The following is a 23,143-nucleotide window of genomic DNA, read 5'->3' on the forward strand; positions in this document are numbered from 1 at the left end:
TGGTGTACCGCTGATCAACGACCACTCTGATGACGCTCACGCGGATGGTGTGCTCTGCGCAGCGAAATAAAGGAGGAGCGAAGCGGGGGACATTCGCGGAGCAGAGCACACCGTCGGCGTGGGCGTCGCCCTGAACAGCGCCCTGAACAGCGCCCTGAACAGCGCCCTAAACAACGCTCCTGACACGCCATAGACATCACAACAAGAAAGAATTTTCCCGATGCAAGCCATCCAGAACTTCAACCTGGTGTCCCTTCTCGACACCTTCGTCAGCGTAACCACAGCCTTCATCCTCGGCTCGCTCATCGGCCTCGAACGCCAGATCCGGCAACGTACAGCCGGCCTGCGCACCAACACACTCGTCGCCGTGGGTGCCGCTGTGTTCGTCGACATGGCCTATCGGCTCGATGGAAGCGGCGGCGCCGTGCGCGTCGTGGCCTACGTGGTCTCCGGCATCGGCTTTCTTGGAGCGGGCGCCATCATGAAGGAAGGCGCCAACGTCACCGGGCTGAACACGGCGGCCACGTTGTGGGGGTCGGCCGCGGTGGGCGCCTGCGCGGGCGCCGACCTGATCGGTGAGGCCATCGTTGCCGCGTTGTTCGTGCTGGCCAGCAACACGCTGCTGCGGCCTGTGGTCAATCGCATCAACCGCCGCCCGATCAAGGAAGAGTCGAGCGAAGCGACGTATGCGGTGCGGGTGATCTGCTCGCGGGCGGCACGGCCCGACGTCATGGACCAGCTGCTGCTGTTGCTGGAAGCCGCGAACTACCCGGTGCGCGATGTCGACCAGCACGCCTTCGGGCCGGCCGACACCGAGATCGAAGCGACGCTGTATGCCACCGCGGTCGAGCCGCTGGAGCTCGACCGGGTGATTGCCGATCTCGAAGCGCTCGAAGGCGTCCAGCAAGCCTTCTGGAACGCCTCCGCTGAAGACTGACTGACTGACGCCCTGGGCGCTTAAACGCCCAGGATCGAAACGGCCTTGGTGTTCAGGTAGGCCTCGAGTGCCTCCGGGCCGCCTTCCGAACCGTAGCCCGAATCCTTCACGCCGCCGAAAGGCATTTCCGGCGACGGGGTGGCGGGCTGGTTGATCCACAGCATGCCCAGCTCGAGCTTCTGGCTCAGCAGGTGCGCGTTCTTGATCGACTTGGTGAAGGCATAGCCGGCCAGGCCGAAGGGCAGGCGGTTGGCTTCGGCAATGGCTTCTTCGAGCGTGTCGAAACCGCGGATGGCAGCGATGGGGCCGAAGGGTTCGTTGTTGAACACGTCGGCGTCCAGCGGCACGTCGGTCAGCACGGTGGGGGCGAAGAAGTTGCCGGTGTCGCCGACGCGTTCGCCGCCGGTGGCCACGGTCGCGCCCTTCTTGCGGGCGTCTTCCAGCACGTGGGCCATGGCCGTCAGGCGGCGGGCATTGGCCAGCGGGCCGATGGTCGTGCCTTCGGCAAGGCCGTCGCCCATCTTCAGGCCTTCGGTGTACTTGACCAGCGTGCGGGCGAATTCTTCGCGCAGGCTGTTGTGCACCAGGAAACGCGTGGGCGAAATGCAGACCTGGCCGGCATTGCGGAACTTGGCGGCACCGGCGGCCTTGACGGCCAGGGCCACGTCGGCGTCTTCGGCGACGATCACCGGGGCGTGGCCGCCCAGCTCCATCGTCACGCGCTTCATGTGCGAACCGGCCAGCGCGGCCAGCTGCTTGCCGACCGGGGTCGAGCCGGTGAAGGTGACCTTGCGGATGATCGGGTGCGCGATCAGGTAGTTCGAGATTTCAGCGGGGTTGCCGAACACCAGGCCCACGGTGCCGGGCGGAATGCCGGCATCGACAAAGGCCTGCAGCAGCGCGGCGGGCGATGCCGGGGTTTCTTCGGGCGCCTTCACCAGGAAGGAGCAGCCGGTGGCCAGCGCGGCGCCGAGCTTGCGCACGATCTGGTTGATGGGGAAGTTCCACGGCGTGAACGCAGCGACGGGGCCCAGCGGCTCCTTCAGCACCAGTTGCTGCGCGGCCAGGTTGCGCGAGGGCACGATGCGGCCATACACGCGGCGGCCTTCGTCGGCAAACCATTCGATGATGTCGGCGGCGGCCAGGGTTTCGCCCTTGGCTTCGACCAGCGGCTTGCCCTGCTCCTGCGTCAGCAGCTTGGCGATGTCGCCGGCGCGTTCGCGGATCAGGCCGGCGGCGCGGCGCATGACGGCGGCGCGCTCGTTGGCGGGGGTGTTGCGCCAGGTGTCGAAGCCACGCTGGGCAGCGGCCAGGGCACGGTCGAGATCGACGATGCCGGCGTGCGCCACCTTGCCGATGGCCTTGCCGGTGGCGGGGTTCAGCACGTCGAGGGTCTTGCCGTCGGCGGCGTCGACCCATTGGCCGTCGATCAGCAGGCGGGTGTCGGTGTAGGTGGCGGTCATGGCGAACTTTTCCTTCGAGGACTGGGGGATGATGAAAAGGGGGAAATCTGGATGCGCGGCGCGGCACCCCGGGGGGTGCGCTTGCAACAACGGCGGCAGCAGGCTGCCGGGGGCGTAGATTAACCCGAGTTCACAATCCTCGCCGAGGCTGGGAAACCCGGCCCCGGCCCTTCGGCCCTTCCCAGCGCCTGCGCTGCCTTCCCCGCCCTACAACACCAGCAGCGCGCGGAAGTCGTTGACGTTGGTGTTCGTGGGCCCGGTCACGAACAGGTCGCCGACGGCATCGAAGTAGCCGTATGCGTCGTTGCGGTCGAGGTGATCGGACAGCTTCTTGCCCGCCGCGGCGGCGCGCGCCAGCGTGTCGGGGGTGACGAAGGCGCCGGCGTTGTCTTCCACGCCATCGATACCGTCGGTGTCTGCGGCCAGCGCCCAGACCTGCGGCTGGCCCATCAGCGCACCGGCCAGCCCCATGCAGAACTCGCCGGCCCGGCCGCCACGCCCCTTGGCCTGGCCCGGCTGGCGGGGGCGGATGGTGACGGTGGTTTCGCCGCCCGACAAAATGACGCAGGGCCGTGCGAAGGGCTGGCCGCGGTGCGCCACGGCGCGGGCCAGCGCCGCATGCACCTTGCCCACTTCGCGCGATTCGCCTTCGATCTCGTCGCTGAGGATGTGCGCCTCGATGCCGGCTTCGCGGGCCGCCTTGGCTGCCGCTTCGAGCGACTGTTGCGGCGTGGCGATCATGTGAACCTCGTGGCCCGCGAACACGGCGTCGTCCGGCTTGGGCGTTTCGAGCTTGCCGCTGGCGAGTTGCGCGCGCACAGGTGCCGGCACCTCGATGCCGTAGCGGTCGAGGATGGCCAGTGCATCGGCGCAGGTGGTGGCGTCGGGCACCGTGGGGCCGCTGGCAATGACGGCTGCGTCGTCGCCCGGCACGTCGCTGATGGTGAGCGTTACCACGCGCGCCGGCGCGCAAGCCGCGGCCAGCCGGCCACCCTTGATGCGCGACAGGTGCTTGCGCACGCAGTTCATCTCGCCGATGCCGGCACCGCTGTCGAGCAGTTGCTTGTTGATGCGCTGCTTGTCGGCCAGCGTCAGGCCTTCGGCCGGCAGCACCAGCAGCGACGAACCACCGCCGGAAATCAGGCACAGCACCAGGTCGTCGGCCGTGAGCCCCTGCGTGAGCGCCAGCATCCGCGCGGCGGCCTGCTCCCCGGCCGCGTCGGGCACGGGGTGCGCGGCCTCGACGATCTCGATGCGCTGCGGCACGCCTTCGGGGCGCGGCGGAATGTGGTCGTAGCGCGTGACGACCAGGCCCGACAGCGGCGCGTCGGCCGGCCACAGGGCTTCGAGCGCCTGGACCATCGAGCCCCCGGCCTTGCCGGCGCCGAGCACCAGCGTGCGGCCCTTCTTCGGGTCCGGCGGCTTGGGCAGGTGGGCGCCGAGGGTGGACAGCGGCAGCGCGCGGTCGACCGCCACGCGGTAGAGGTGTTCGAGGAAAGCGCGCGGGGCTTCGCGCGGATCGGGGGCGGGGCCGAAGGACGGGTTCGATGCGGTCATTGCTGCTTTGTCTCCAATCCGGCGATTGTGCTGCGGACCGGGACCCGCCCTCGCCGGCCGGTTTTCCGTGTGTCTAGTTGGTCTTCGCGCCGGCCTGGAACCAGCGACTGATGAGCGCCCGCTCTTCGTCGGTGATGCCCGTGGCGTTGTTCATCGGCATGATCTTGGTCACCACGACCTGCTGGTAGATGGCCTGGGCGTGCGCGGCGACCTGCTCGGGCGAATCGACGCGCACGTTCTTCATCTGCACGGCCGCGCCGTGGCACATGAAGCAGCGTTGCTCCAGCACCTTCTGCACGTCCGCATAGGCCACCGCGGGCGCTGCCGCCGTCGCGGCCGACGCCACGGGGGCTGCCGCGGGCTCGGGCTTCATCCAGACGATGGTCAGGCCCAGCACCACGATGCCGACCAGCGCGTAAGGCAGCGGGTTGCCCGCATTGCCCAGCTTGAAGCGGTGGCGCACCACGAAGAACTGGCGAATGGCGGCACCGCCGAGCATGATCAGCAGCAGCACCACCCAGTTGTACTTGTGGGTGTAGGTAAAGCTGTAGTGGTTGCTCAGCATCGCGAACAGCACGGGCAGCGTGAAGTAGGTGTTGTGCACGCTGCGCTGCTTGCCGCGCTGGCCGTGCACCGGGTCGACCGGCCGGCCTTCGCGCAATGCCTGCACGTTCTTGCGTTGCCCCGGAATGATCCAGAAGAACACGTTGCCGCTCATGGTCGTGGCCATCATGGCGCCGACCAGCAAGAAGGCGGCGCGGCCCGCGAACCACTGGCAGGCCAGCCAGGTCGCGAAGACGATGAAGATCGCGATCAGCACGCCGACGATGGTGTCGCCGTTCTTGCGGCGCCCGAAGACCTGGCAGATGCCGTCGTAGACCATCCAGAACACGACGAAGAAGGCCAGCGCCACGGCAATGGCGGCGCCCGGTTGCCAGTCCATCTTCGACTTGTCGATGAGGTAGGTGCTGGCATTCCACAGGTACGACATGGTGAAAAGCGTGAACCCGGTGATCCAGGTCGAATAGCTTTCCCAGTAAGACCAATGCAGGTGGTCGGGCAGCTTCTTGGGCGCCAGCGCGTACTTCTGCATGTTGTAGAAGCCGCCGCCGTGCACCGCCCACTGTTCGCCGCCCACGCCCTTGTCGAGCGACTCCTGGTCGTGCGGCTTCTCGAGGCTGTTGTCCAGCATCACGAAGTAGAAGGAGGCGCCGATCCAGGCGATGGCGGTAATGACGTGGACCCAGCGCAGCAGCAGGTTGGCCCAGTCGAGGTAGTAGCTTTCCATGTGCTCTCTCTCAACCCTTGGTGCGCGTGGGGACGCCATCAAGGGGTTTCAGCCTGCTCACCACTGCGGGCGCTGTAAGCAGAGAAAGTGCCGCGAACGCAGGCTCCGGAAAATGGGCCTCGCTCCGCTGCGGCTTGTTGTGGACCGAAAGTGTATACAGTTTTGGCAAGAGACGGGATGGTTTTTTGGGCCTCGCCGCCGGGGAAAACCCTGTTCGGCCCAAGTCAACCCAGCGACTGCAACAACTGTGCCGCCACCGCGACCGCGATCACCTCGGGCTCCTTGCCGGTGATGCCGGGCACGCCGATGGGGCAGGTGATGCGGGCCAGCTCGTCGGCCGTGAAGCCGCGCGCTTCGAGCCGGTGGCGGAAGGTGGCCCACTTGGTCTTGCTGCCGATCAGGCCGATGTACGGCAGGTCGTTGCGCTCGCGCAGGCGCTTCAGGCAGGCAATGACGATGTCGAGGTCTTCGGCGTGGCTGAAGCTCATGATGAGCACGCGGCTGCCCGGCGCGAGCGCGGCCACGGCGTCTTGCACGGGCTCGGAATGCTCGGTGTCGATCTGCGCGGGAAGCTCGTCGGGGAACACGCCGTCGCGGCTGTCGATCCAGCGCACCCCGAACGGCAGCGCGGCCAACAGGCGGGCCAGCGCGGCGCCCACATGCCCGCCGCCGAACAGCGCCACCGGCTTGAGCTGCGCGACCAGTTCGCGCTGCAGGGCCGGCGCATCGGCGGCCGTGATGCGCCGGTACGACAGGAACATCACGCCGCCGCAGCATTGCCCCAGGCTCGGCCCGAGCGGATAGCGCTGGATGCCGTCGAAGGCCGCGCGCGTTCCGGCCAGCAGTTCGCGCGCTTCCTTCGTGGCCTGGAATTCGAGCTGCCCACCGCCGATGGTGGCGGTGAGCCCGTCGGCCCACACCGCCATCCAGGTGCCGGCTTCGCGCGGCGCCGAGCCCTGCGTGGATTCGACGCGCACCAGCACGGCGTCTTCGTTGCGAAGACGGGCCAGCAGTTGATCGACCGCACCGTTCATCGTTGTCGATACCTTCGGTTGCCCGGCCCATGAAGACTCACGGTATAAACCCGGCGATGAATCGCCAGCTTACGCCCCGCCGCCTTGTACTTGCAGCCGCCGCTCTTTCCGCCTTCTGGCTCGCCGGTTGCGGCACGCCCGGGTCCGTTCCCGGCCAATTGAGCGGGGCCACGGCCGAACGGGGTGGCTCGGGCGCCGCTCCACGCGCATCGAACGCGGCCACCGCACGCGACTACCGCCGCGACGCGGCACGCCACATCTACGAGGCCAACCGCTCGCGCATCTATGGCGGCCAGTTGCCGCCGATGCTGTATGCGGTCGGCACGCTGCAGGTGAACCTCGATGCGGGCGGCAGGGTGATGTCGATGCACTGGCTGCGCGCGCCGCAGCACGCGCCCGAAGTCATCGCCGAGATCGAACGCGCCGTGCTGAAGGCCGCGCCCTTCCCCGCCGCCACCCGCCTGGGCGCGGTCACGTGGACCGACACCTGGCTGTGGGACAAGAGCGGGCGCTTCCAGCTCGACACGCTCACCGAAGGCCAGCAACAAGGCGACTGACCTCAGGAGCCGCGGTACGTGGAGTAGCTCCACGGGCTGACCAGCAAGGGCACGTGGTAGTGCTGGTCGGTGTGCGCCACGCCGAAATCCAGCGACACCTTGTTCAGGAAATTGGGCTCGGGCAGCTTGACGCCGCGCGCCTTGAAATAACCCGCCACGTCGAACACCAGCCTGTAGGTGCCGGTCTTCAGCGAGTTGTTGTCGTACAGCGGCCCGTCGCTGCGGCCGTCCGAATTCAGCGTGAAGCGCTTCACCAGCGTCGCGGCGTCGCCGTCGGTGGTGTACAGCGCCACCTCCATGCCGGCCGCGGGGCCGCCATGCATCGTGTCCAGTACGTGAGTGCTCAGGCCCATGGGGCGCTCCTTCAAAGATCGACAAGATCGAGCGCAAAGGCTCGAATCGGCTGCGGGAAATTCCGGTGGACAAAAGTGTATACAGTTACTGGCTTTGGGTCTATCATGAAAAACATGGAGTCCTCCACCACCCGTTCGATCGTCGACGCGCTCACCAAGGCGATCGTCGAGCACCGGCTTCAGCCCGGCACCAAACTCGCCGAGCAGAAGCTGGCCGACCACTTCGGTGTGTCGCGCACGCTGGTGCGCCAGGCCCTGTTCCAGCTCTCGCAGAACAAGTTGATTCGCCTGGAGCCCGCGCGCGGCGCCTTCGTTGCGGCACCGGCCGTCGACGAAGCCAAACAGGTGTTCAAGGTGCGCCGCATGCTCGAAGCCGAGATGACGCGCGAGTTCGTGCGCACCGTCACGCCGGCCAAGATCAAGGCGCTGAAGGAACACGTCGCGCTTGAAAAATCGGCCGTGTCGGGCGAAGACATCTCGGGCCGCACCGAACTGCTGGGCGACTTCCACGTGCGCATGGCCGAGCTGATGGGCAACACGGTGCTGGCGCAGATTCTTGGCGAGCTGATCTCGCGCTGCGCCCTCATCACGCTCATGTACCAGAGCACCAGCGCGGCCGAGCACTCCAACGACGAGCACGCCGACATCGTGAAGGCGCTGGCCGCCCGCGACGAAGAGCGCGCCGTGCGCCTCATGACCGAACACCTGGAGCACGTCGAAGCCAACCTCACCTTCGACCGCAAGGTTCCGACCAACGACATTTCTCTTGCGCTGTCCTGAAAAGCCTATGACCGTCTACGACACCACCCTGCCCTACCCGCGCGACCTGATCGGCTATGGCCGCAACCCGCCCCATGCGCAATGGCCCGGCGGCGCGCGCATCGCGGTGCAGTTCGTCCTGAACTACGAAGAAGGCGGAGAAAACGCCACGCTGCATGGCGACGCGGGCTCCGAGCAGTTCCTGTCCGAGATGTTCAACCCGGCCAGCTTCCCGGACCGCCACATCAGCATGGAAGGCATCTACGAATACGGCTCGCGCGCCGGCGTATGGCGCATCCTGCGCGAGTTCGAAAAGCGCGGCCTGCCGCTCACGGTGTTCGGCGTGGGCATGGCGCTGCAGCGCTACCCCGAGCTGACGGCCGCCTTCAAGGAACTGGGCCACGAAATCGCCTGCCACGGCTGGCGCTGGATTCACTACCAGAACCTCGATGAAGCCACCGAGCGCGAGCACATGCGCCTGGGCATGGAAGCCATCGAGAAGCTCACCGGCGAACGCGCCCTGGGCTGGTACACCGGCCGCGACAGCCCGCGCACCCGCCGCCTGGTGGCCGACTACGGCGGCTTCGAATACGACAGCGACTACTACGGCGACGACCTGCCCTTCTGGATGAAGGTGCAGAAGACCGACGGCAGCGTGGTGCCGCAACTCATCGTGCCCTACACGCTCGATTGCAACGACATGCGCTTCGCGCTGCCGCAGGGCTACTCGCACGCCGACCCGTTCTTCCAGTACATGAAGGACACCTTCGATGCGCTCTACGCCGAAGGCGACCCCAACGGCGACAACAGCCCCAAGATGATGAGCATCGGCATGCACTGCCGCCTGCTCGGGCGGCCCGGCCGCATCACGGCGCTGCAGCGCTTCCTGGACCACATCGCCCAGCACGACCGCGTGTGGGTGTGCCGGCGCGTCGACATTGCGCGGCACTGGAAGCAGGCGCACCCCTTCGAATCGGCCGCCACGGGAAACTGACCATGAGCTCCACCCTCACCCTTGCCCAACTCAATGCCGCCGCGCCGGCCACGGCCGTCGCCCTGCTCGACGGCGTGTACGAGCACTCGCCCTGGATCGCGCAGCGCGCGCTGGTGCAACGCCCCTTCCGCTCGCTCGCGCACCTGAAGCATGCGCTGGTGCAGGCGCTGGCCGCCTCCACCGCCGACGAGCAGATCGGCCTGATCCGCGCCCACCCCGAGCTGGCAGGCAAGGCCATGGTCAGCAAGACGCTGACGGCCGAATCGACCAACGAGCAGAGCAAGGCCGGCCTGACCGACTGCACGCCCGAAGAGTTCGCAAAGATCCAGAAGCTCAATGCCGACTACAACGCGAAGTTCGGCTTTCCGTTCATCCTGGCGGTGCGCGGACCGCGCGGCACGGGCCTGGCCAAGCGCGAGATCATCGACACCTTCGAGCGCCGGCTGTACAACCACCCGAGCTTCGAGCTGGGCGAGGCGCTGCGCAACATCCATCGCATCGCCGAGATTCGCCTGAACGACAAGTTCGCGGCCGACATCACGCTCGGCAACGACGTGTGGGACTGGCAGGAGCAGCTCTCGGTGCACACCGACCCCGGCTACGCCGAGAAGGGCCAGCTCACCGTCACCTACCTGACCGACGCGCACCGCGCCTGCGCCGCGCAAATCGCCGGCCTCATGCGCGACTGCGGCTTCGACTCGGTGCACATCGATGCGGTCGGCAACGTGGTCGGCCGCTACGAGGCCACGCAACCGGGCGCGCGCACGCTGCTCACCGGCTCGCACTACGACACCGTGCGCAACGGCGGCAAGTACGACGGCCGCCTGGGCATCTTCGTGCCGATGGCCTGCGTGCGCGAGCTCAAGCGCCAGGGCAAGCGCCTGCCCTTCGCCTTCGAGGTGGTGGGCTTCGCCGAAGAAGAAGGCCAGCGCTACAAGGCCACCTTCCTGGGCTCGGGCGCGCTCATCGGCCATTTCGACCCGCGCTGGCTCGACCAGAAAGATGCCGACGGCATCACCATGCGCGAGGCCATGCAGCACGCGGGCCTGAAGCAGGAAGACATCCCGAAGATCCAGCGCGACCCGGCCCGCTACCTCGGCTTTGTCGAGGTGCACATCGAGCAGGGCCCGGTGCTCACCGAGCTCGACCTGCCGCTGGGCATCGTCACCTCCATCAACGGCAGCGTGCGCTACGTGGGCGAAGTGATCGGCATGGCCAGCCACGCCGGCACCACGCCCATGGACCGCCGCCGCGACGCGGCCGCCGCCGTGGCCGAGCTCATTCTTTTCACCGAGCAGCGCGCCGCCAAAGACGGCGACTCTGTCGGCACCGTCGGCATGCTCGAAGTGCCCAGCGGCTCCATCAACGTGGTGCCGGGCCGCTGCAAGTTCAGCCTCGACCTGCGCGCGCCCAACAACGCGCAGCGCGACGCGCTGGCCAACGACGTGGTCAACGCGCTGAAGGACATCTGCGAGCGCCGCGGCGTGCGCTACGAGCTGGAAGAAACCATGCGCGCCGCCGCCGCGCCAAGCGCGCCGGCCTGGCAGCAGCGCTGGGAAAAGGCCGTCGATGCGCTGGGCATTCCGCTGTTCCGCATGCCCAGCGGCGCCGGCCACGATGCGATGAAGCTGCACGAGGTGATGCCGCAGGCCATGCTCTTCGTGCGCGGCATCAACTCGGGCATCAGCCACAACCCGCTCGAGTCGAGCACCAACGACGACATCCAGCTCGCGGTGCAGGCCTTCCAGCTCCTGCTGGACAACCTCGCCGCCGAACAAGCCCACTGATTCACAGAAGAACGAACATGACCGACTACACCAAGCTCGACGCCTGGATCGACGCCCACTTCGACGAAGAAGTGCAGTTTCTGCAGCAACTGGTGCAGGTGCCCACCGACACGCCGCCGGGCAACAACGCGCCTCACGCCGAACGCACAGCCGAGCTGCTGAAAGACTTCGGCCTCGACGCCGAGAAGCACGCCGTGCCCGCCCAGGAAGTGCAGGACTACGGCCTGGAATCGATCACCAACCTGATCGTGCGCCGCAAGTACGGCAAGGAAGGCGATGGCGGCCGCACCGTGGCGCTCAATGCGCACGGCGACGTGGTGCCCCCGGGCGAAGGCTGGACGCACGACCCCTACGGCGGCGAGATTGCCGACGGCAGCCTCTTCGGCCGTGCCGCCGCGGTGAGCAAGAGCGACTTCGCCAGCTTCACCTTCGCGCTGCGCGCGCTCGAAGCCGTGGCCAGGCCGACCAGGGGCAGCGTCGAGCTGCACTTCACCTACGACGAGGAATTCGGCGGCATCCTGGGCCCGGGCTGGCTGCTCAAGAACGGCCTGACCAAGCCCGACCTGATGATCGCGGCCGGCTTCAGCTACGAAGTGGTTACCGCGCACAACGGCTGCCTGCAGATGGAAGTGACGGTGCACGGCAAGATGGCGCACGCCGCCATTCCCACCTCGGGCGTCGATGCGCTGCAGGGCGCGGTCAAGATCCTCAATGCGCTGTATGCGCAGAACACGCTCTACCAGCAGGTCACGTCGAAGGTCGAGGGCATCACGCACCCGTACCTGAACGTCGGCCGCATCGAAGGCGGCACCAACACCAACGTCGTGCCCGGCAAGGTGGTGTTCAAGCTCGACCGCCGCATGATCCCGGAAGAGAACCCGGTCGAGGTCGAGGCGACGATCCGCAAGGTGATTGCCGATGCAGCCGCCGAAAGCACCGGCATCACGGTCGACATCAAGCGCCTGCTGCTGGCCAATTCGATGAAGCCGCTGGCCGGCAACAAGCCGCTGGTCGATGCCATCCAGAAGCACGGTGGCGAACTCTTCGGCGAGCCGATCAAGGCCATGGGCACGCCGCTGTACACCGACGTTCGCCTGTACGGCGAAGCCGGCATTCCGGGCGTGATCTACGGGGCCGGTCCTCGCACCGTGCTCGAATCGCACGCCAAGCGCAGCGACGAGCGTGTGGTGCTGGAAGACCTGCGCCGCGCGACGAAGGTCATTGCGCGCACGCTGAGCGACCTGCTGGCCTGAAGAAAACAGGCAAGAAGAACCGAAGGGGGCCGCGGCCCCCTTTTTCGTTTTGCGGGGCCGGCCTTCGGCCCTCCCCGCGGCAACGCCCGGCTTGTGCGCCTAGTTGGTGACGGTCGAGTAGACCGTGGCCCGGCAACGCGGCTGGTCGCGCGGCTGCAGCAGCGCGCAGTTCTCGAGCGCACGCTTCTGCATGTCGCTCAGCCGGGGCTTCTCGCGCTCGCGCGGCCCTTCCCAACGCGGCGCGTACGGGTCGGGCTGCCATCCGGGTTCCACATAGCGCGGCGGCGGCTCGCCCCACTGGGGGCGCGGCTCGTAGTATTCGCGGCGTTCGTAGCGGCGGCGGTCGTTCTGCAGGCGCCACATGCAGCTGTTGAAGTCGACGCCCGAACGGCCGCTCGCGCAGTACCTGCGGTCGCTTTCGTAGACGTCGATGTCGCGCTGGGCGAAGGCCGGCAGGGTGTTCACGACGCCCAGGAAAGCCAGGAGAACCAGTTTTTTCATAAGGTGTCCGACAGGTTCGGTGGTTCGGTACAGCGGGCCATGGCCCACTGCTTTCAACCGTATTCTGCCTCTCGCAAGACGTTACCAGTCGTATGGATTCCCGACCCCGTCGTTCGCCGCGCACACGCGAACTTTTCACTCCTTCACGCCCTCACTCTCCTCACTCCTTGTCGCCCCAGCGCCATCGGGGTGGCTCGCCCTTGAACCAGCAGACGAGCGCGAGCACCGCGCTCAGGCCCACGGTTGCCAGGAAGAAGGCAAAGGGCGCGCGGTCGGGCCGGATCCACCACGCCGCCAGGCCCAGCAACGCGAAGTAGCCCAGGAACACGGCCCAGCCCTGCCAGCGCGTGGGCACGCCCCAACCCCAGCCGTAGCGCTTGGCGGGAAACCAGTAGTCGTTCGTATCGGATGCCATGGAAAAGCCTTGCCCGTTCAACATGCCCGAAGGGTAGCGCGAGCCGGGCGCGCGGGGGTTCATGAACTCTTCAGGCACGCCGCTGCGGCGCGTGGTTTTCGGTGCCGGTTTCATCGCGGCGTCACAGCGCAAATCCAGACTCGGCGGCTTCCAGTGCCTCAAGACTCCGAGCGCAACGGCCAGCCATCCGCTGGCCGTTGCCGCGTCTGCCTTCATGAAAAACTCTTCCCTGCTTTCTTCTTTTTCGATACCTCTCGCATCCGCCCTCGTGCTCGGCACGGTCCTGCTTTCAAGCTGCGGTGGCGGGTCTGGCGGCGGCATGCCGTTCTTCGGCGCTCCCGCGACGCCCACGCCGCCCGTAGCCCCCGCGGAACCGCCGCCGCCGGCCGCCAAGCCCGGCCGCTGGACCGTGGGTGACCTGCACATCCACACCATCCAGTCGGAAGACACGCAGCAGGTCTCCACGCTCGACCAGGTGCTGGCGCTGGCCTTCGACCGCTTCGGGCTCGACTGGGCAGCCCTGTCGAACCATCTGCGCGAGTCTTCCTACGACAACGACGGCAACGCGCTCCCGCCGGAAATTTCGTTCCCGCGATTCGACAGCAATGGCAATCCGCTCCGGCGCGTGATGGCGTTCTCGCTCGCCATGGCGAAGTACGAAGTGCCGCGCATCAAGGCGCTGCAGGCCAGCGGCAAGTACGCGGACAAGACGATCTTCTCGTCGTTCGAGTGGGACATGCCCACGCACGACCACGGCAACGTCGGCATCCTGACCGACAACCCGATGTCGGACGCCGCGCTCAAGGCCGTGAGCCAGTTCGAATACCTCTTCACCAACCGCGACCCGGTCATGTTCCCGGCCGACGACGTGGCGGCATGGAGCGCGAAGGACGCACGGGCCAGTTCCACCCACGAAGACGTGCTCAAGGCCATTGCCTGGCTCAAGAAGAACTACCCCGACACCAGCTACCTGCAGATCAACCATCCCTCGCGCAACGTCGGCAAATACACCATTGCCCAACTTCGCGAGATGAACGACGCGGCGCCCAACATCGTGTTCTCGCTCGAAGGCATGGTCGGCAACCAGATGGAGGGCAACCGGGGCGGCTACGTCAGCGCCGACATTCCCGCCAACCTCCCCTCACGCACCTACGGCGGCGTCGACTACCTCGTCGCCAAGCTCGGCGGCTCCTGGGACGCCCTGCTGTCCGAAGGCCGCCGCATCTGGAACGTGGCCGACTCCGACTATCACTTCACCACGTCGAAGGGGCTCTTCGGCAGCGGCTACGCGCCCGGCGAATACGCCAAGAACCACCTGTGGGGCGACATCAAGGACCCGAAGTCGCTGCTCGCCGCCTTCCGCGCGGGCAAGCTCTTCGCGGTCAACGGCGACCTGATCGATGCGCTCGACTTCAAGGTGCAGAGCACCAAGGCCACCGGCGAGATGGGCTCCGAGGTGGCGGCGAGCCAGGGCGAAGACCTGAAGATCACCATTCGCTTCAAGAGCCCCGAACGCAACAACTTCGAGTACCAGCTGGGCAGTGGCGTGTATGCCAACGTGAAGCCGGTGGTCGACCACGTCGACCTGATCGCGGGTGACGTGACCGGCCCCGAGACGCCGGGCACCCCGGGCTATTCGCGCGCAGTAAACCCCTCGACCCGGGTGCTGAAGCGCTTCACGCGCAGCGACTGGAAGCTCGACGCGGAAGGCTACTTCTCGGTCAGCTACACGGTGAAGGCCGGCAACAACCAGTACTTCCGCTTGAGAGGCACCAACTTGGGGACGGACGTGCCTGATGAGACCTCGAATGGGGAGCCGCTGCCCGACGCGGCAACCCCGGACGGCACCGACCCAATCAGGCGTTTCAACACCATCAACGCCCGCAACTACGCCGACCTGTGGTTCTACTCGAACCCGATCTTCGTGAAGGTCGCCGCGCTGTAGGCCACCTCTTCCTGCCGCTGGTTCTCCAGCGACACAAGGCGCCATGTCCCTCGCGGGGCATGGCGCTTTTTCTTTGGGTTGCCCCCAACCGCGCCTCAGGGAATCTACGGATATATGATTCCCCGAATGGTCTTGATTGCGTTCAATTTTTGTATACAAATAACGCACTCGAAAAGGCGGCGCGATTTTTGCGTCAAAACGGGTCCCTTCAACCCAACTTAACTCGCACGAGGAAAGACCATGAGCACAGTCGTCAGCCAGGCCCCCACGGGGGCAAGCGAAGCCGGCATTGCGCCGCACGCGGAATCGAACGCCCTCATCAAGCCCGGCTACGACCCGCGCCTGACCAATGAAGACCTTGCACCGCTCAAGAAGCAGACCTGGGGCCAATACAACATCTTTGCCTTCTGGATGTCCGACGTGCACAGCGTGGGCGGCTACATCACGGCCGGCAGCCTGTTCGCGCTGGGCCTGTCGAGCTGGCAGGTGCTGGTGTCGCTGCTGGTCGGCATCGTGATCGTGCAGTTCTTCTGCAACCTCGTGGCCAAGCCCAGCCAGGTGACGGGCGTGCCCTACCCCGTGGTGTGCCGCGCGCCCTTCGGCGTGCTGGGCGCCAACATCCCGGCCATCATCCGCGGGCTGATCGCGGTGGCCTGGTACGGCGTGCAGACCTACCTGGCGTCGGCCGCGTTCATGGTGCTGGCGCTGCACATGGCCCCGGGCCTGGCGCCGTATGCCGATGTCGCGCAGTACGGCTTCGCGGGCCTGTCGACGCTCGGCTGGGTCGCGTTCATGGTCATGTGGGTGCTGCAGGCCTTCGTGTTCTGGCACGGCATGGAAGCCATCCGCAAGTTCATCGACTGGGCCGGCCCGGCGGTGTACGTGGTCATGGCCGTGCTGTGCGGCTGGCTGGTGTGGAAGGCCGGCTGGAGCAAGATCGACCTGAACCTGGGCGGCATCAAGTTCCAGGGCTGGGACGCGCTGCCGGTCATGCTGTCGGCCATTGCGCTGGTGGTGAGCTACTTCAGCGGCCCGATGCTCAACTTCGGCGACTTCTCGCGCTACGGCAAGAGCTTCGACGCGGTGAAGAAGGGCAACTTCTGGGGCCTGCCGGTGAACTTCGTGTTCTTCTCGCTGCTGACCGTCATCACCACGGCGGCCACGCTGCCGGTGTTCGGCGAACTCATCACCGACCCGGTGCACACCGTGGGCAAGATCGACAGCACCACCGCGGTGGTGCTGGGCGCGCTGACCTTCATGATCGCCACCATCGGCATCAACATCGTGGCGAATTTCGTGTCGCCGGCCTTCGACTTCTCGAACGTGGCGCCGCAGCACATCAGCTGGCGCACGGGCGGCATGATCGCCGCGGTGGGCTCGATCTTCCTGACGCCCTGGAACCTTTACAACAGCCCCGAGGTCATTCACTACACGCTCGACGTGCTGGGCTCGTTCATCGGCCCGCTGTTCGGCATTTTGATTGCCGACTACTACATCGTGCGCAAGCAGCAGATCGACGTCGACGCGCTCTACACCATGAGCAAGCAGGGCAAGTACTGGTACAGCGGCGGCTACAACCCGAAGGCGATCCAGGCGCTGGTGCCCTCGGCGCTGGTGCCGATCCTGTGCGTGATGGTGCCGACGCTGCGCGGCGCCGCCAACTATGCGTGGTTCATCGGCATGGGCCTGGGCTTCGTCCTGTACGTGCTGCTGAACCGCAACAACAAGACCTGAAACAGCAACAGAAAAGGACCGCGCCGTGCGCATCAAGATCATCAATCCCAACACCACCTGGAGCATGACCGAGAAGATCGGTGCATGCGCCCGAGCGGTGGCGCACGCCGGCACTGAAATCGTCGCCGTGAGCCCGGCCATGGGGCCGGTCTCCATCGAGAGCCACTACGACGAAGCGCTGGCCGTGCCGGGATTGCTGCAGGAAATTGCGGCGGGCGAGCGCGACGGCATCGACGGCTACGTGATCGCCTGCTTCGGCGACCCGGGCCTGAAGGCCGCCCGCGAACTGGCGCGCGGCCCGGTGGTGGGCATCGCCGAAGCCGCGATGCACATGGCCAGCATGCTCGGCAGCCGCTTCAGCGTGGTGACCACGCTGGGCCGCACCATGGGGCAGGCCTGGCACCTGGCCGAGATCTACGGCATGGAACGTTTCTGCGCCAACGTGCGCGCCTGCGAACTGCCTGTACTCGAACTCGAAGAGCCGGGCTCTCGTGCGCGAGAACGCATCGTCGACGAATGCCGGCGCGCCCTCGAAGAAGACGGCGCCGACTGCATCGTGCTGGGCTGCGCCGGCATGACCGACCTGTGCGAGCACATCAGCGAACTGCTCGGCGTGCCGGTGATCGATGGCGTGGCCGCGGGCACCAAGCTCATCGAGTCGCTGGTCACCCTGAAACTGCGCACCAGCAAGCGCGGCGAGCTTGCGCGGCCCCTGCCCAAGGCCATGACCGGCGCGCTCGAAGGCTTTACCCTCGCCGGGTGATACGCAGGCTGCAGCAGCCACCCACCGCTCGCTGGGACACAATCTGCGCATGCCCCGCGCCAGCTCCAAAACTCCCGCCTCCCCTGCCACCGCCGCTCCGGCCGAGAACGGCACGTCCGTTGCGCCGGCCGCGGCCGACAAGAACAGCTCCATAGAAAGCATCGCCAACGACATCGCCACCGCGATCGTCGAGAAGCGATTGCCGCCCGGCACCTGGCTGCGCGAAGAAGCGCTGGGCCGCGTCTACTCGGTGAGCCGCACCAAGGTGCGCGCGGCCTTGCTGATGCTGTCGAAGGACAAGCTCATCGAGATGATTCCCGACAAGGGCGCCTTCGTCTGCCAGCCTTCGGTGGAAGAGGCACGCGAAGTGTTCGCCGTGCGCCGCATTCTCGAGAGCGAGGTGGTGCGCCTGTTCATCGCCAATGCGCGGCCACGCGACTACCAGGTGCTGGAGCAGCACATCAAGTTCGAACGCACCGCGCTGCGCCAGACCACCACCACGGGCACCGTGCGCGAGAAGCTGCTGGGCGACTTTCACGTGGCGCTGGCCGAGGCCACGGGCAACAAGACGCTGGCCGAGTTGGTGCGCGAGCTGGTGGCGCGCAGCTCGCTGATTGCCATGCTGTACCACTCGTCGAACGACCCGCACTGCTCTTCGGACGAGCACGCCGACTTTCTTCGCCTGTGCCGCAAGGGCGACGTGCAAGCCGCGGTGACCAGCATGATCGATCACCTCGAACGCATCGAAGCCAGCCTCGAACTGGGCACCGACAAGCCCGACCGCCAGCTCGACCTGGTCAAGGCGTTGCTGGCCTGACGCCACGGCCGGCCGGCCGGCCGGCGGGCCGGTGCGACTGTCACAGAACCGCGTCATGCTGCAGCCCGGACAGGCACCGCGTTCTTTTCTTCTTGCGGATGCGCCACCGACGAACATCCCAACAGCATGCCCCGGCACATTCGGCCCAGCGACACCCCTGCCTCGCATCCCACGGTCTACCCTGTTTTCCAGCCCATCGTGGACCTGCGCCAGGGAACGATCTTCGGCCATGAAGCCCTGATTCGCGGCCCCGTTGGCACCCCGCTCCACTGTCCCCTGGCACTGCTTGCGCAAGCCGCCAGCGAATCGCGGCTGACCGAGTTCGAGCTGCATTGCGTGGAAGTCATCTTCACGCACTGGGGCCAGTTGCCCAAGCCGGGCCGGCTCTTCGTGAACATGAGCGCCGACGCGCTGGTCGCGGCCATGGGCGGCGTGGGCACGGCCTGCTGGCTCGAACGCATGCTCGCGCACTGCGACATCTCGGCCCGCGACGTGACGGTGGAACTCACCGAGCAACGCGCGGCCGTCAACCCCGAGGCGCTGCGGCAGGCCGTCAAGGCACTGCACGCGCTGGGCGCACTTGTCGCGCTCGATGATTTCGGCGAAGGCCACTCGAACCTGCGGCGCTGGAAAGACCTGCAACCCGATTTCGTGAAGATCGACAAGCTGTTGACCCAAGGCATCGCGAGCAGCCCGCAAAGCGTGGCGCTGGTGCGCGCCATCGTCGGCCTGGGCAACGCACTGGGCACCGAGCTGGTGGCCGAAGGCGTGGAAGACGCCAAGGACCTGCGCGTGCTGCGCGATCTCGGCATTGCCCATGGCCAGGGCTACCTGTTCGGCCGGCCCGCGCCCGCGCTGCAGTCCTCGCTGCCCGAGCCGGTGACGGCCACCATCCACGACGCCCGCATCGCGGTGATGCCGCATGCCTCGCAACCATCGCAGCCCAACGTGCTGCGCGGCCTGTCGGTCATCCAGGCACCGGCGCTGAGCCCGCAGACGCCGATCGACGAGGTCTCGGCCATCTTCCAGAAACACCCCGACCTGCATGCGCTCGCCGTGGTCGAGCAGGGGCGCCCCGTGGCGCTGATCAACCGGCAGTCGTTCATGAACGACTACGCGAGGATGTACTTTCGCGAAGTGCACGGGCGCCGCCCCTGCCTGCTGTACGGCAGCCTCTCGCCGCGCATCGTGGAGCGCGAGGAGAATGTCGAGAGCCTGCTCGGCATCCTGATGTCGGAAGACCAGCGCTACCTGAGCGAAGGTTTCATCGTCACCGAAAAGAAGCGCTACGCGGGCCTTGGCACCGGTGACCAGCTGGTGCGCGCAGTGACCGAGGCGCGCATCGAGGCCGCGCGGCACGCCAACCCGCTGACCTTTTTGCCGGGCAACATTCCCATCAACATCCATATTGCGCGCCTGCTCGAAGGCCGCGCCGACTTTGTCGCCTGCTACGCGGACCTGAACAACTTCAAGGTGTTCAACGACCACTACGGCTACTGGCGCGGCGACGAAATGATCCTGCTGCTCGCGCGCCTGGCGACGCAGCACGCCAACCCGCACCGCGATTTCGTCGGCCACATCGGCGGCGACGACTTCCTGGTGCTGTACCAAAGCCCCGATTGGCGCCAGCGCTGCACGCGGCTGATCGACGAGTTCAACCGGCAGGCGCCCGGCCTCTACGACGAGGCGGACAGGCTGGCGGGCGGCGTCGAAGGGGAAGACCGGCAGGGCGTGCTGCGCTTCACGCCCTGCGCCACGCTCTCCATTGGCGCGGTGCGCATTCCGCCGGACATGTTCAGGCATGCCGAAGACGTGGCCAGCGAGGCGGCCATTGCCAAGCACGAGGCCAAGCACACCGCGTCGGGCCTCACGGTGCGAGAGCCCCGGCCGCGCACGTAACCGCGCAGACAACCGCGCACATAGCCGCGCACGCAGGGCACCCGCCCGGATTGGGGTTTTTCCGAGTCCGGATTGTTGCATAAGTTGTATACAGTTTGGCGTACACAATGAGGTGTGCGTCATGGCAATACCGTGTCGCCCCGCCTCTCCCCTCGCAGCAGCAGGAGACAACGATGACGGCCGACAGCACACTTTCCAGAGTTCACCCCGTGGACGAGCGCTTGCCCTCCGGCAAGCTCGCGGCCCTCGGCCTGCAGCACGTGCTGGTGATGTACGCGGGCGCCGTTGCGGTGCCGCTCATCGTCGGCCGTGCGCTCAAGCTGTCGCCCGACGAAGTGGCGCTGCTCATTTCAGCCGACCTTTTCTGCTGCGGCATCGCCACGCTCATCCAGGCGCTGGGTGCCACGCAGTGGTTCGGCATCAAGCTGCCCGTGATGATGGGCGTGACCTTCGCGTCCGTTGCGCCGATGGTGGCCATCGCCAACGCCAACCCCGGGCAGAACGGCGCGCAGCTGCTGTTCGGCGCCATCATCGGCGCGGGCGTGGTGTCGATACTGATAGCGCCCTTGGTCAGCCGCATGCTGAGGTTCTTTCCGCCGGTGGTCACCGGCACCATCATCGCGGTCATCGGCATCAGCCTGATGCGCGTGGGCATCAACTGGATCTTCGGCAACCCCGTAGGCCCGACCGCACCCGCGCTGGTCGACCCGGTGTATGCCAAGTGGCTGGCCGAAGTCACCTCGCCGGGCAGCTCCATTCCCGCCGTGCCCAAGGGCTTCGCCATCATGCCCACGGTGCCCAACCCCAAGTACGCGGACCTCTCGGGCTTCGGCGTGGCCGCGCTCGTGCTGGTGTCGATCTTGCTGATCGTCAAGTACGCCAAGGGCTTCATCGCCAACATCTCGGTGCTGCTCGGCATCGTGATCGGCGCGGTCGTCGCGTCCGTCACCGGGCTCATGACCTACGAGAAAGTCGGCAAGGCCGCGTGGGTCGACATCGTGCTGCCCTTTCATTTCGGCATGCCGCAGTTCGACCCCATCCTGATCCTCACCATGACGCTGATCATGATCGTGGTGATGATCGAGTCCACCGGCATGTTCCTCGCGCTCGGTGAAATGACCGGCCGCAAGATCGACCAGAAAGACCTGGCCAAGGGCCTGCGCACCGACGGCCTGGGCACGCTCATCGGCGGCATCTTCAACACCTTCCCCTACACCAGCTTCTCGCAGAACGTGGGCCTCGTGGCCGTCACCGGCATCAAGAGCCGCTATGTGTGCGTGGCCGGCGGCGTGATCCTCATCGTGCTGGGCCTGCTGCCGAAGATGGCCGCGCTGGTCGAGTCGCTGCCCACCGTGGTGCTCGGCGGCGCCGGCCTCGTCATGTTCGGCATGGTCGCCGCCACCGGCATCCGCATCCTGTCGGGCGTGGACTTCAAGACCAACCGCCACAACGCGATGATCGTCGCCGTGTCCATCGGCATCGGCATGATTCCGCTGATTGCGCCCAACTTCAAGCAATGGATGCCACATTCGATTCACTCGCTGATCGAGTCGGGCATCTTGCTGGCGTCGATTGCTGCGGTGCTGCTGAACCTGTTCCTGAATGGCGCGAAGCACGATGAGGAAGCGGTGATTGCGGCGGCGAAGCAGGCCGAGGCGCACTAGGCAGGCTCGCTCGCGCCCCCGGGGCAAGGCGCAATGCGTTTTGCCCCGCCCTTCTCTTTGCAAACTGACGCCGCTGGACCATCGCCAGCGGCGTTTTGCATTCATCGGATCTGTGAATTTTTCGCACTCTCTCGGGCTGATTTCCAAGGGGGCGTGCAGTTCACGATTGTTCGCAGTTCGCATGTCAAGAGTGCGCCAGACTTTTGGGCTCCTGCCCTTCAACAAAAGCTCTGCGCGTGCCACACACCTTTTCGATCACCAGCGAAGCCATTCCCCTGATACAGGGCCGCCCGGCGTTCGACCCGGTTCGGCTCCAGGGCCGCGAAGGCATGAACAGCCTGTTCGAATACGAACTGCTGATCAAGACGCCCGATGCGATGAACTTCGGCGCAAGCGAGGCGGCCGACTTCGATCTCGATGCCTTCGTCGGCCGGGAGATCAGTTGCCTGATCGAGCTCGATGGTTCCGGCGCGTTCGCTCCGGGCTCCACGGGCGCCAGCACCGACCACATCGGCGCCGGTGCGCGCCAGATCAACGCACTGATCACCGACGCCCGGATGTGGGGCGAAGAAGGCCGGCACGTTCAGTACAAGCTGACGCTGCGGCCCTGGCTGTATCTGGCCACCCTCACCACCGACTGCAAGATCTTCCAGGACAAGACCGTGGTCCAGATCCTCGACGAGTTGCTGGCCGACTATTCCTTCCCGGTCGACAAGCGCTTGTTCGGGACGTACCCGGTGCGCGATTTCCAGACGCAGCTCAACGAGACCGACTTCGACTTCTTCAGTCGCCTGTGCGAGGAATGGGGCATCAGCTACCACTTCGAATCCACCGAGGGCAAACACCGCCTCGTGCTGAGCGATGCCATGGGCGCCTACAAGTCCATGGACAGTGAAGCCTACCGCGAGGTCGACTACCACGCGCCCGGCTGGAAGGCCGATGCCGAATACATCCACAGCTTCGTGCCAGGCAGCCATCTCACGAGCGGCCGGTACAGCACTCGCGATCACGACTACACCCGACCGCGGGCCGACCTGAGCATCGGCCGCAAAGACCCACGCGCCACAGGGCAAGCCGATGGCGAGGTCTACCAATGGCACGCCGCGCAGGCCGGCAGCCACTACGCCCAGCCTCGCGCCGGCACGGCCGGAGCCAACGATCCCCAGGACGAAGGGCGCCTGTTGGGCCTGCTGCGCATGGAAGCCCTGCGTACGCACGGAGACCGGGCGCAAGCCAGCGGCAATCTGCGCGGCATGGTTCCGGGCTGCACCTTCACGTTGCGAAAGCACCCGCGCCAGAAGGCCAACGCCGCGTACCTTGTTCTCGACACCCATTTCGTCATCGAGAACGTCGCGCAAGACAGCCAGAACAAGGACGCCGCGCGGGAACGGCTGCAGCAGTGGCAAGCAAAGGTGGACTTCAT

General features: G+C 66.4%; 20 protein-coding genes. 13 read left to right on the top strand and 7 right to left on the bottom strand.

Features of this window, described 5'->3' with window-relative positions; genetic code table 11:
- Positions 1-220: 220 nt before the first annotated feature.
- Positions 221-937, top strand: a complete 717-nt coding sequence (locus DBV14_RS04380; protein WP_124457983.1) for an MgtC/SapB family protein — start codon at positions 221-223, stop codon at positions 935-937.
- 20 nt (positions 938-957) lie between these two features.
- Here DBV14_RS04380 and DBV14_RS04385 read toward each other — a convergent pair whose 3' ends face one another.
- From DBV14_RS04385 to xdhC, 4 genes are all read right to left on the bottom strand, one after another.
- Positions 958-2,400: an NAD-dependent succinate-semialdehyde dehydrogenase gene (locus DBV14_RS04385; protein ID WP_124457984.1), complete on the bottom strand. Its 1,443-nt coding sequence runs from the start codon at positions 2,398-2,400 to the stop codon at positions 958-960.
- Positions 2,401-2,607: 207 nt separating this feature from the next.
- Positions 2,608-3,957, bottom strand: coding sequence for a glycerate kinase (locus tag DBV14_RS04390; RefSeq protein WP_124457985.1), 1,350 nt, complete (start codon positions 3,955-3,957; stop codon positions 2,608-2,610).
- A gap of 73 nt (positions 3,958-4,030) precedes the next feature.
- Positions 4,031-5,245: a urate hydroxylase PuuD gene (locus DBV14_RS04395; protein ID WP_124457986.1), complete on the bottom strand. Its 1,215-nt coding sequence runs from the start codon at positions 5,243-5,245 to the stop codon at positions 4,031-4,033.
- A gap of 224 nt (positions 5,246-5,469) precedes the next feature.
- Entirely contained in the window at positions 5,470-6,279 is an 810-nt protein-coding gene (gene xdhC / locus DBV14_RS04400) for a xanthine dehydrogenase accessory protein XdhC (protein ID WP_124457987.1), read from the bottom strand.
- A 56-nt stretch (positions 6,280-6,335) separates the two neighbouring features.
- Between xdhC and DBV14_RS04405 the strand changes: the two genes are divergently transcribed.
- Positions 6,336-6,836 (top strand): hypothetical protein, encoded by a 501-nt coding sequence (locus tag DBV14_RS04405; protein ID WP_260396811.1) that lies wholly within the window; start codon positions 6,336-6,338, stop codon positions 6,834-6,836.
- Positions 6,837-6,838: 2 nt separating this feature from the next.
- On the opposite strand, the gene uraH is transcribed toward DBV14_RS04405, so the two are convergent.
- Complete coding sequence (gene uraH, locus DBV14_RS04410; protein WP_124457989.1) at positions 6,839-7,189, bottom strand: hydroxyisourate hydrolase; 351 nt, start codon at positions 7,187-7,189, stop codon at positions 6,839-6,841.
- A 105-nt stretch (positions 7,190-7,294) separates the two neighbouring features.
- Here uraH and DBV14_RS04415 point away from each other — a divergent pair, with 105 nt between their 5' ends.
- Genes DBV14_RS04415 through DBV14_RS04430 form a run of 4 tightly spaced genes read left to right on the top strand, consistent with a single transcriptional unit; the run spans position 7,295 to position 11,982 of the window.
- Positions 7,295-7,969 carry a GntR family transcriptional regulator gene (locus tag DBV14_RS04415; RefSeq protein WP_093437573.1) on the top strand — a complete coding sequence of 225 codons (675 nt, stop codon included), beginning with the start codon at positions 7,295-7,297 and terminating at the stop codon, positions 7,967-7,969.
- 7 nt (positions 7,970-7,976) lie between these two features.
- Positions 7,977-8,942: an allantoinase PuuE gene (gene puuE, locus DBV14_RS04420; RefSeq protein ID WP_124457990.1), complete on the top strand. Its 966-nt coding sequence runs from the start codon at positions 7,977-7,979 to the stop codon at positions 8,940-8,942.
- Between the two features lie 2 nt (positions 8,943-8,944).
- Positions 8,945-10,729 (top strand): 2-oxo-4-hydroxy-4-carboxy-5-ureidoimidazoline decarboxylase, encoded by a 1,785-nt coding sequence (gene uraD / locus DBV14_RS04425; protein WP_124457991.1) that lies wholly within the window; start codon positions 8,945-8,947, stop codon positions 10,727-10,729.
- 17 nt (positions 10,730-10,746) lie between these two features.
- Positions 10,747-11,982, top strand: a complete 1,236-nt coding sequence (locus DBV14_RS04430) for a M20/M25/M40 family metallo-hydrolase (RefSeq protein ID WP_124457992.1) — start codon at positions 10,747-10,749, stop codon at positions 11,980-11,982.
- 99 nt (positions 11,983-12,081) lie between these two features.
- On the opposite strand, the gene DBV14_RS04435 is transcribed toward DBV14_RS04430, so the two are convergent.
- On the bottom strand, positions 12,082-12,483 hold the full coding sequence (locus tag DBV14_RS04435) for a hypothetical protein (RefSeq protein WP_124457993.1): 402 nt from the start codon (positions 12,481-12,483) through the stop codon (positions 12,082-12,084).
- Between the two features lie 160 nt (positions 12,484-12,643).
- Entirely contained in the window at positions 12,644-12,898 is a 255-nt protein-coding gene (locus tag DBV14_RS04440; protein ID WP_124457994.1) for a hypothetical protein, read from the bottom strand.
- A 214-nt stretch (positions 12,899-13,112) separates the two neighbouring features.
- Between DBV14_RS04440 and DBV14_RS04445 the strand changes: the two genes are divergently transcribed.
- The 7 genes from DBV14_RS04445 to DBV14_RS04475 all read left to right on the top strand — a co-directional run.
- Entirely contained in the window at positions 13,113-14,843 is a 1,731-nt protein-coding gene (locus DBV14_RS04445) for an S-layer protein (RefSeq protein WP_124458001.1), read from the top strand.
- A 240-nt stretch (positions 14,844-15,083) separates the two neighbouring features.
- Entirely contained in the window at positions 15,084-16,577 is a 1,494-nt protein-coding gene (locus tag DBV14_RS04450) for an NCS1 family nucleobase:cation symporter-1 (RefSeq protein ID WP_124457995.1), read from the top strand.
- A 25-nt stretch (positions 16,578-16,602) separates the two neighbouring features.
- Complete coding sequence (locus DBV14_RS04455) at positions 16,603-17,340, top strand: aspartate/glutamate racemase family protein (RefSeq protein WP_124457996.1); 738 nt, start codon at positions 16,603-16,605, stop codon at positions 17,338-17,340.
- Between the two features lie 49 nt (positions 17,341-17,389).
- Positions 17,390-18,157 carry a GntR family transcriptional regulator gene (locus DBV14_RS04460; RefSeq protein ID WP_124457997.1) on the top strand — a complete coding sequence of 256 codons (768 nt, stop codon included), beginning with the start codon at positions 17,390-17,392 and terminating at the stop codon, positions 18,155-18,157.
- Between the two features lie 126 nt (positions 18,158-18,283).
- On the top strand, positions 18,284-20,056 hold the full coding sequence (locus DBV14_RS04465) for a phosphodiesterase (RefSeq protein WP_124457998.1): 1,773 nt from the start codon (positions 18,284-18,286) through the stop codon (positions 20,054-20,056).
- Between the two features lie 173 nt (positions 20,057-20,229).
- On the top strand, positions 20,230-21,720 hold the full coding sequence (locus DBV14_RS04470) for a nucleobase:cation symporter-2 family protein (protein ID WP_124457999.1): 1,491 nt from the start codon (positions 20,230-20,232) through the stop codon (positions 21,718-21,720).
- A gap of 236 nt (positions 21,721-21,956) precedes the next feature.
- Positions 21,957-23,143, top strand: a 1,187-nt coding sequence (locus DBV14_RS04475; protein WP_124458000.1) for a type VI secretion system Vgr family protein, incomplete at its 3' end; no start/stop codon positions are given.

Source organism: Variovorax sp. KBW07, from assembly GCF_003852515.1.
Taxonomy (GTDB): domain Bacteria; phylum Pseudomonadota; class Gammaproteobacteria; order Burkholderiales; family Burkholderiaceae_C; genus Variovorax.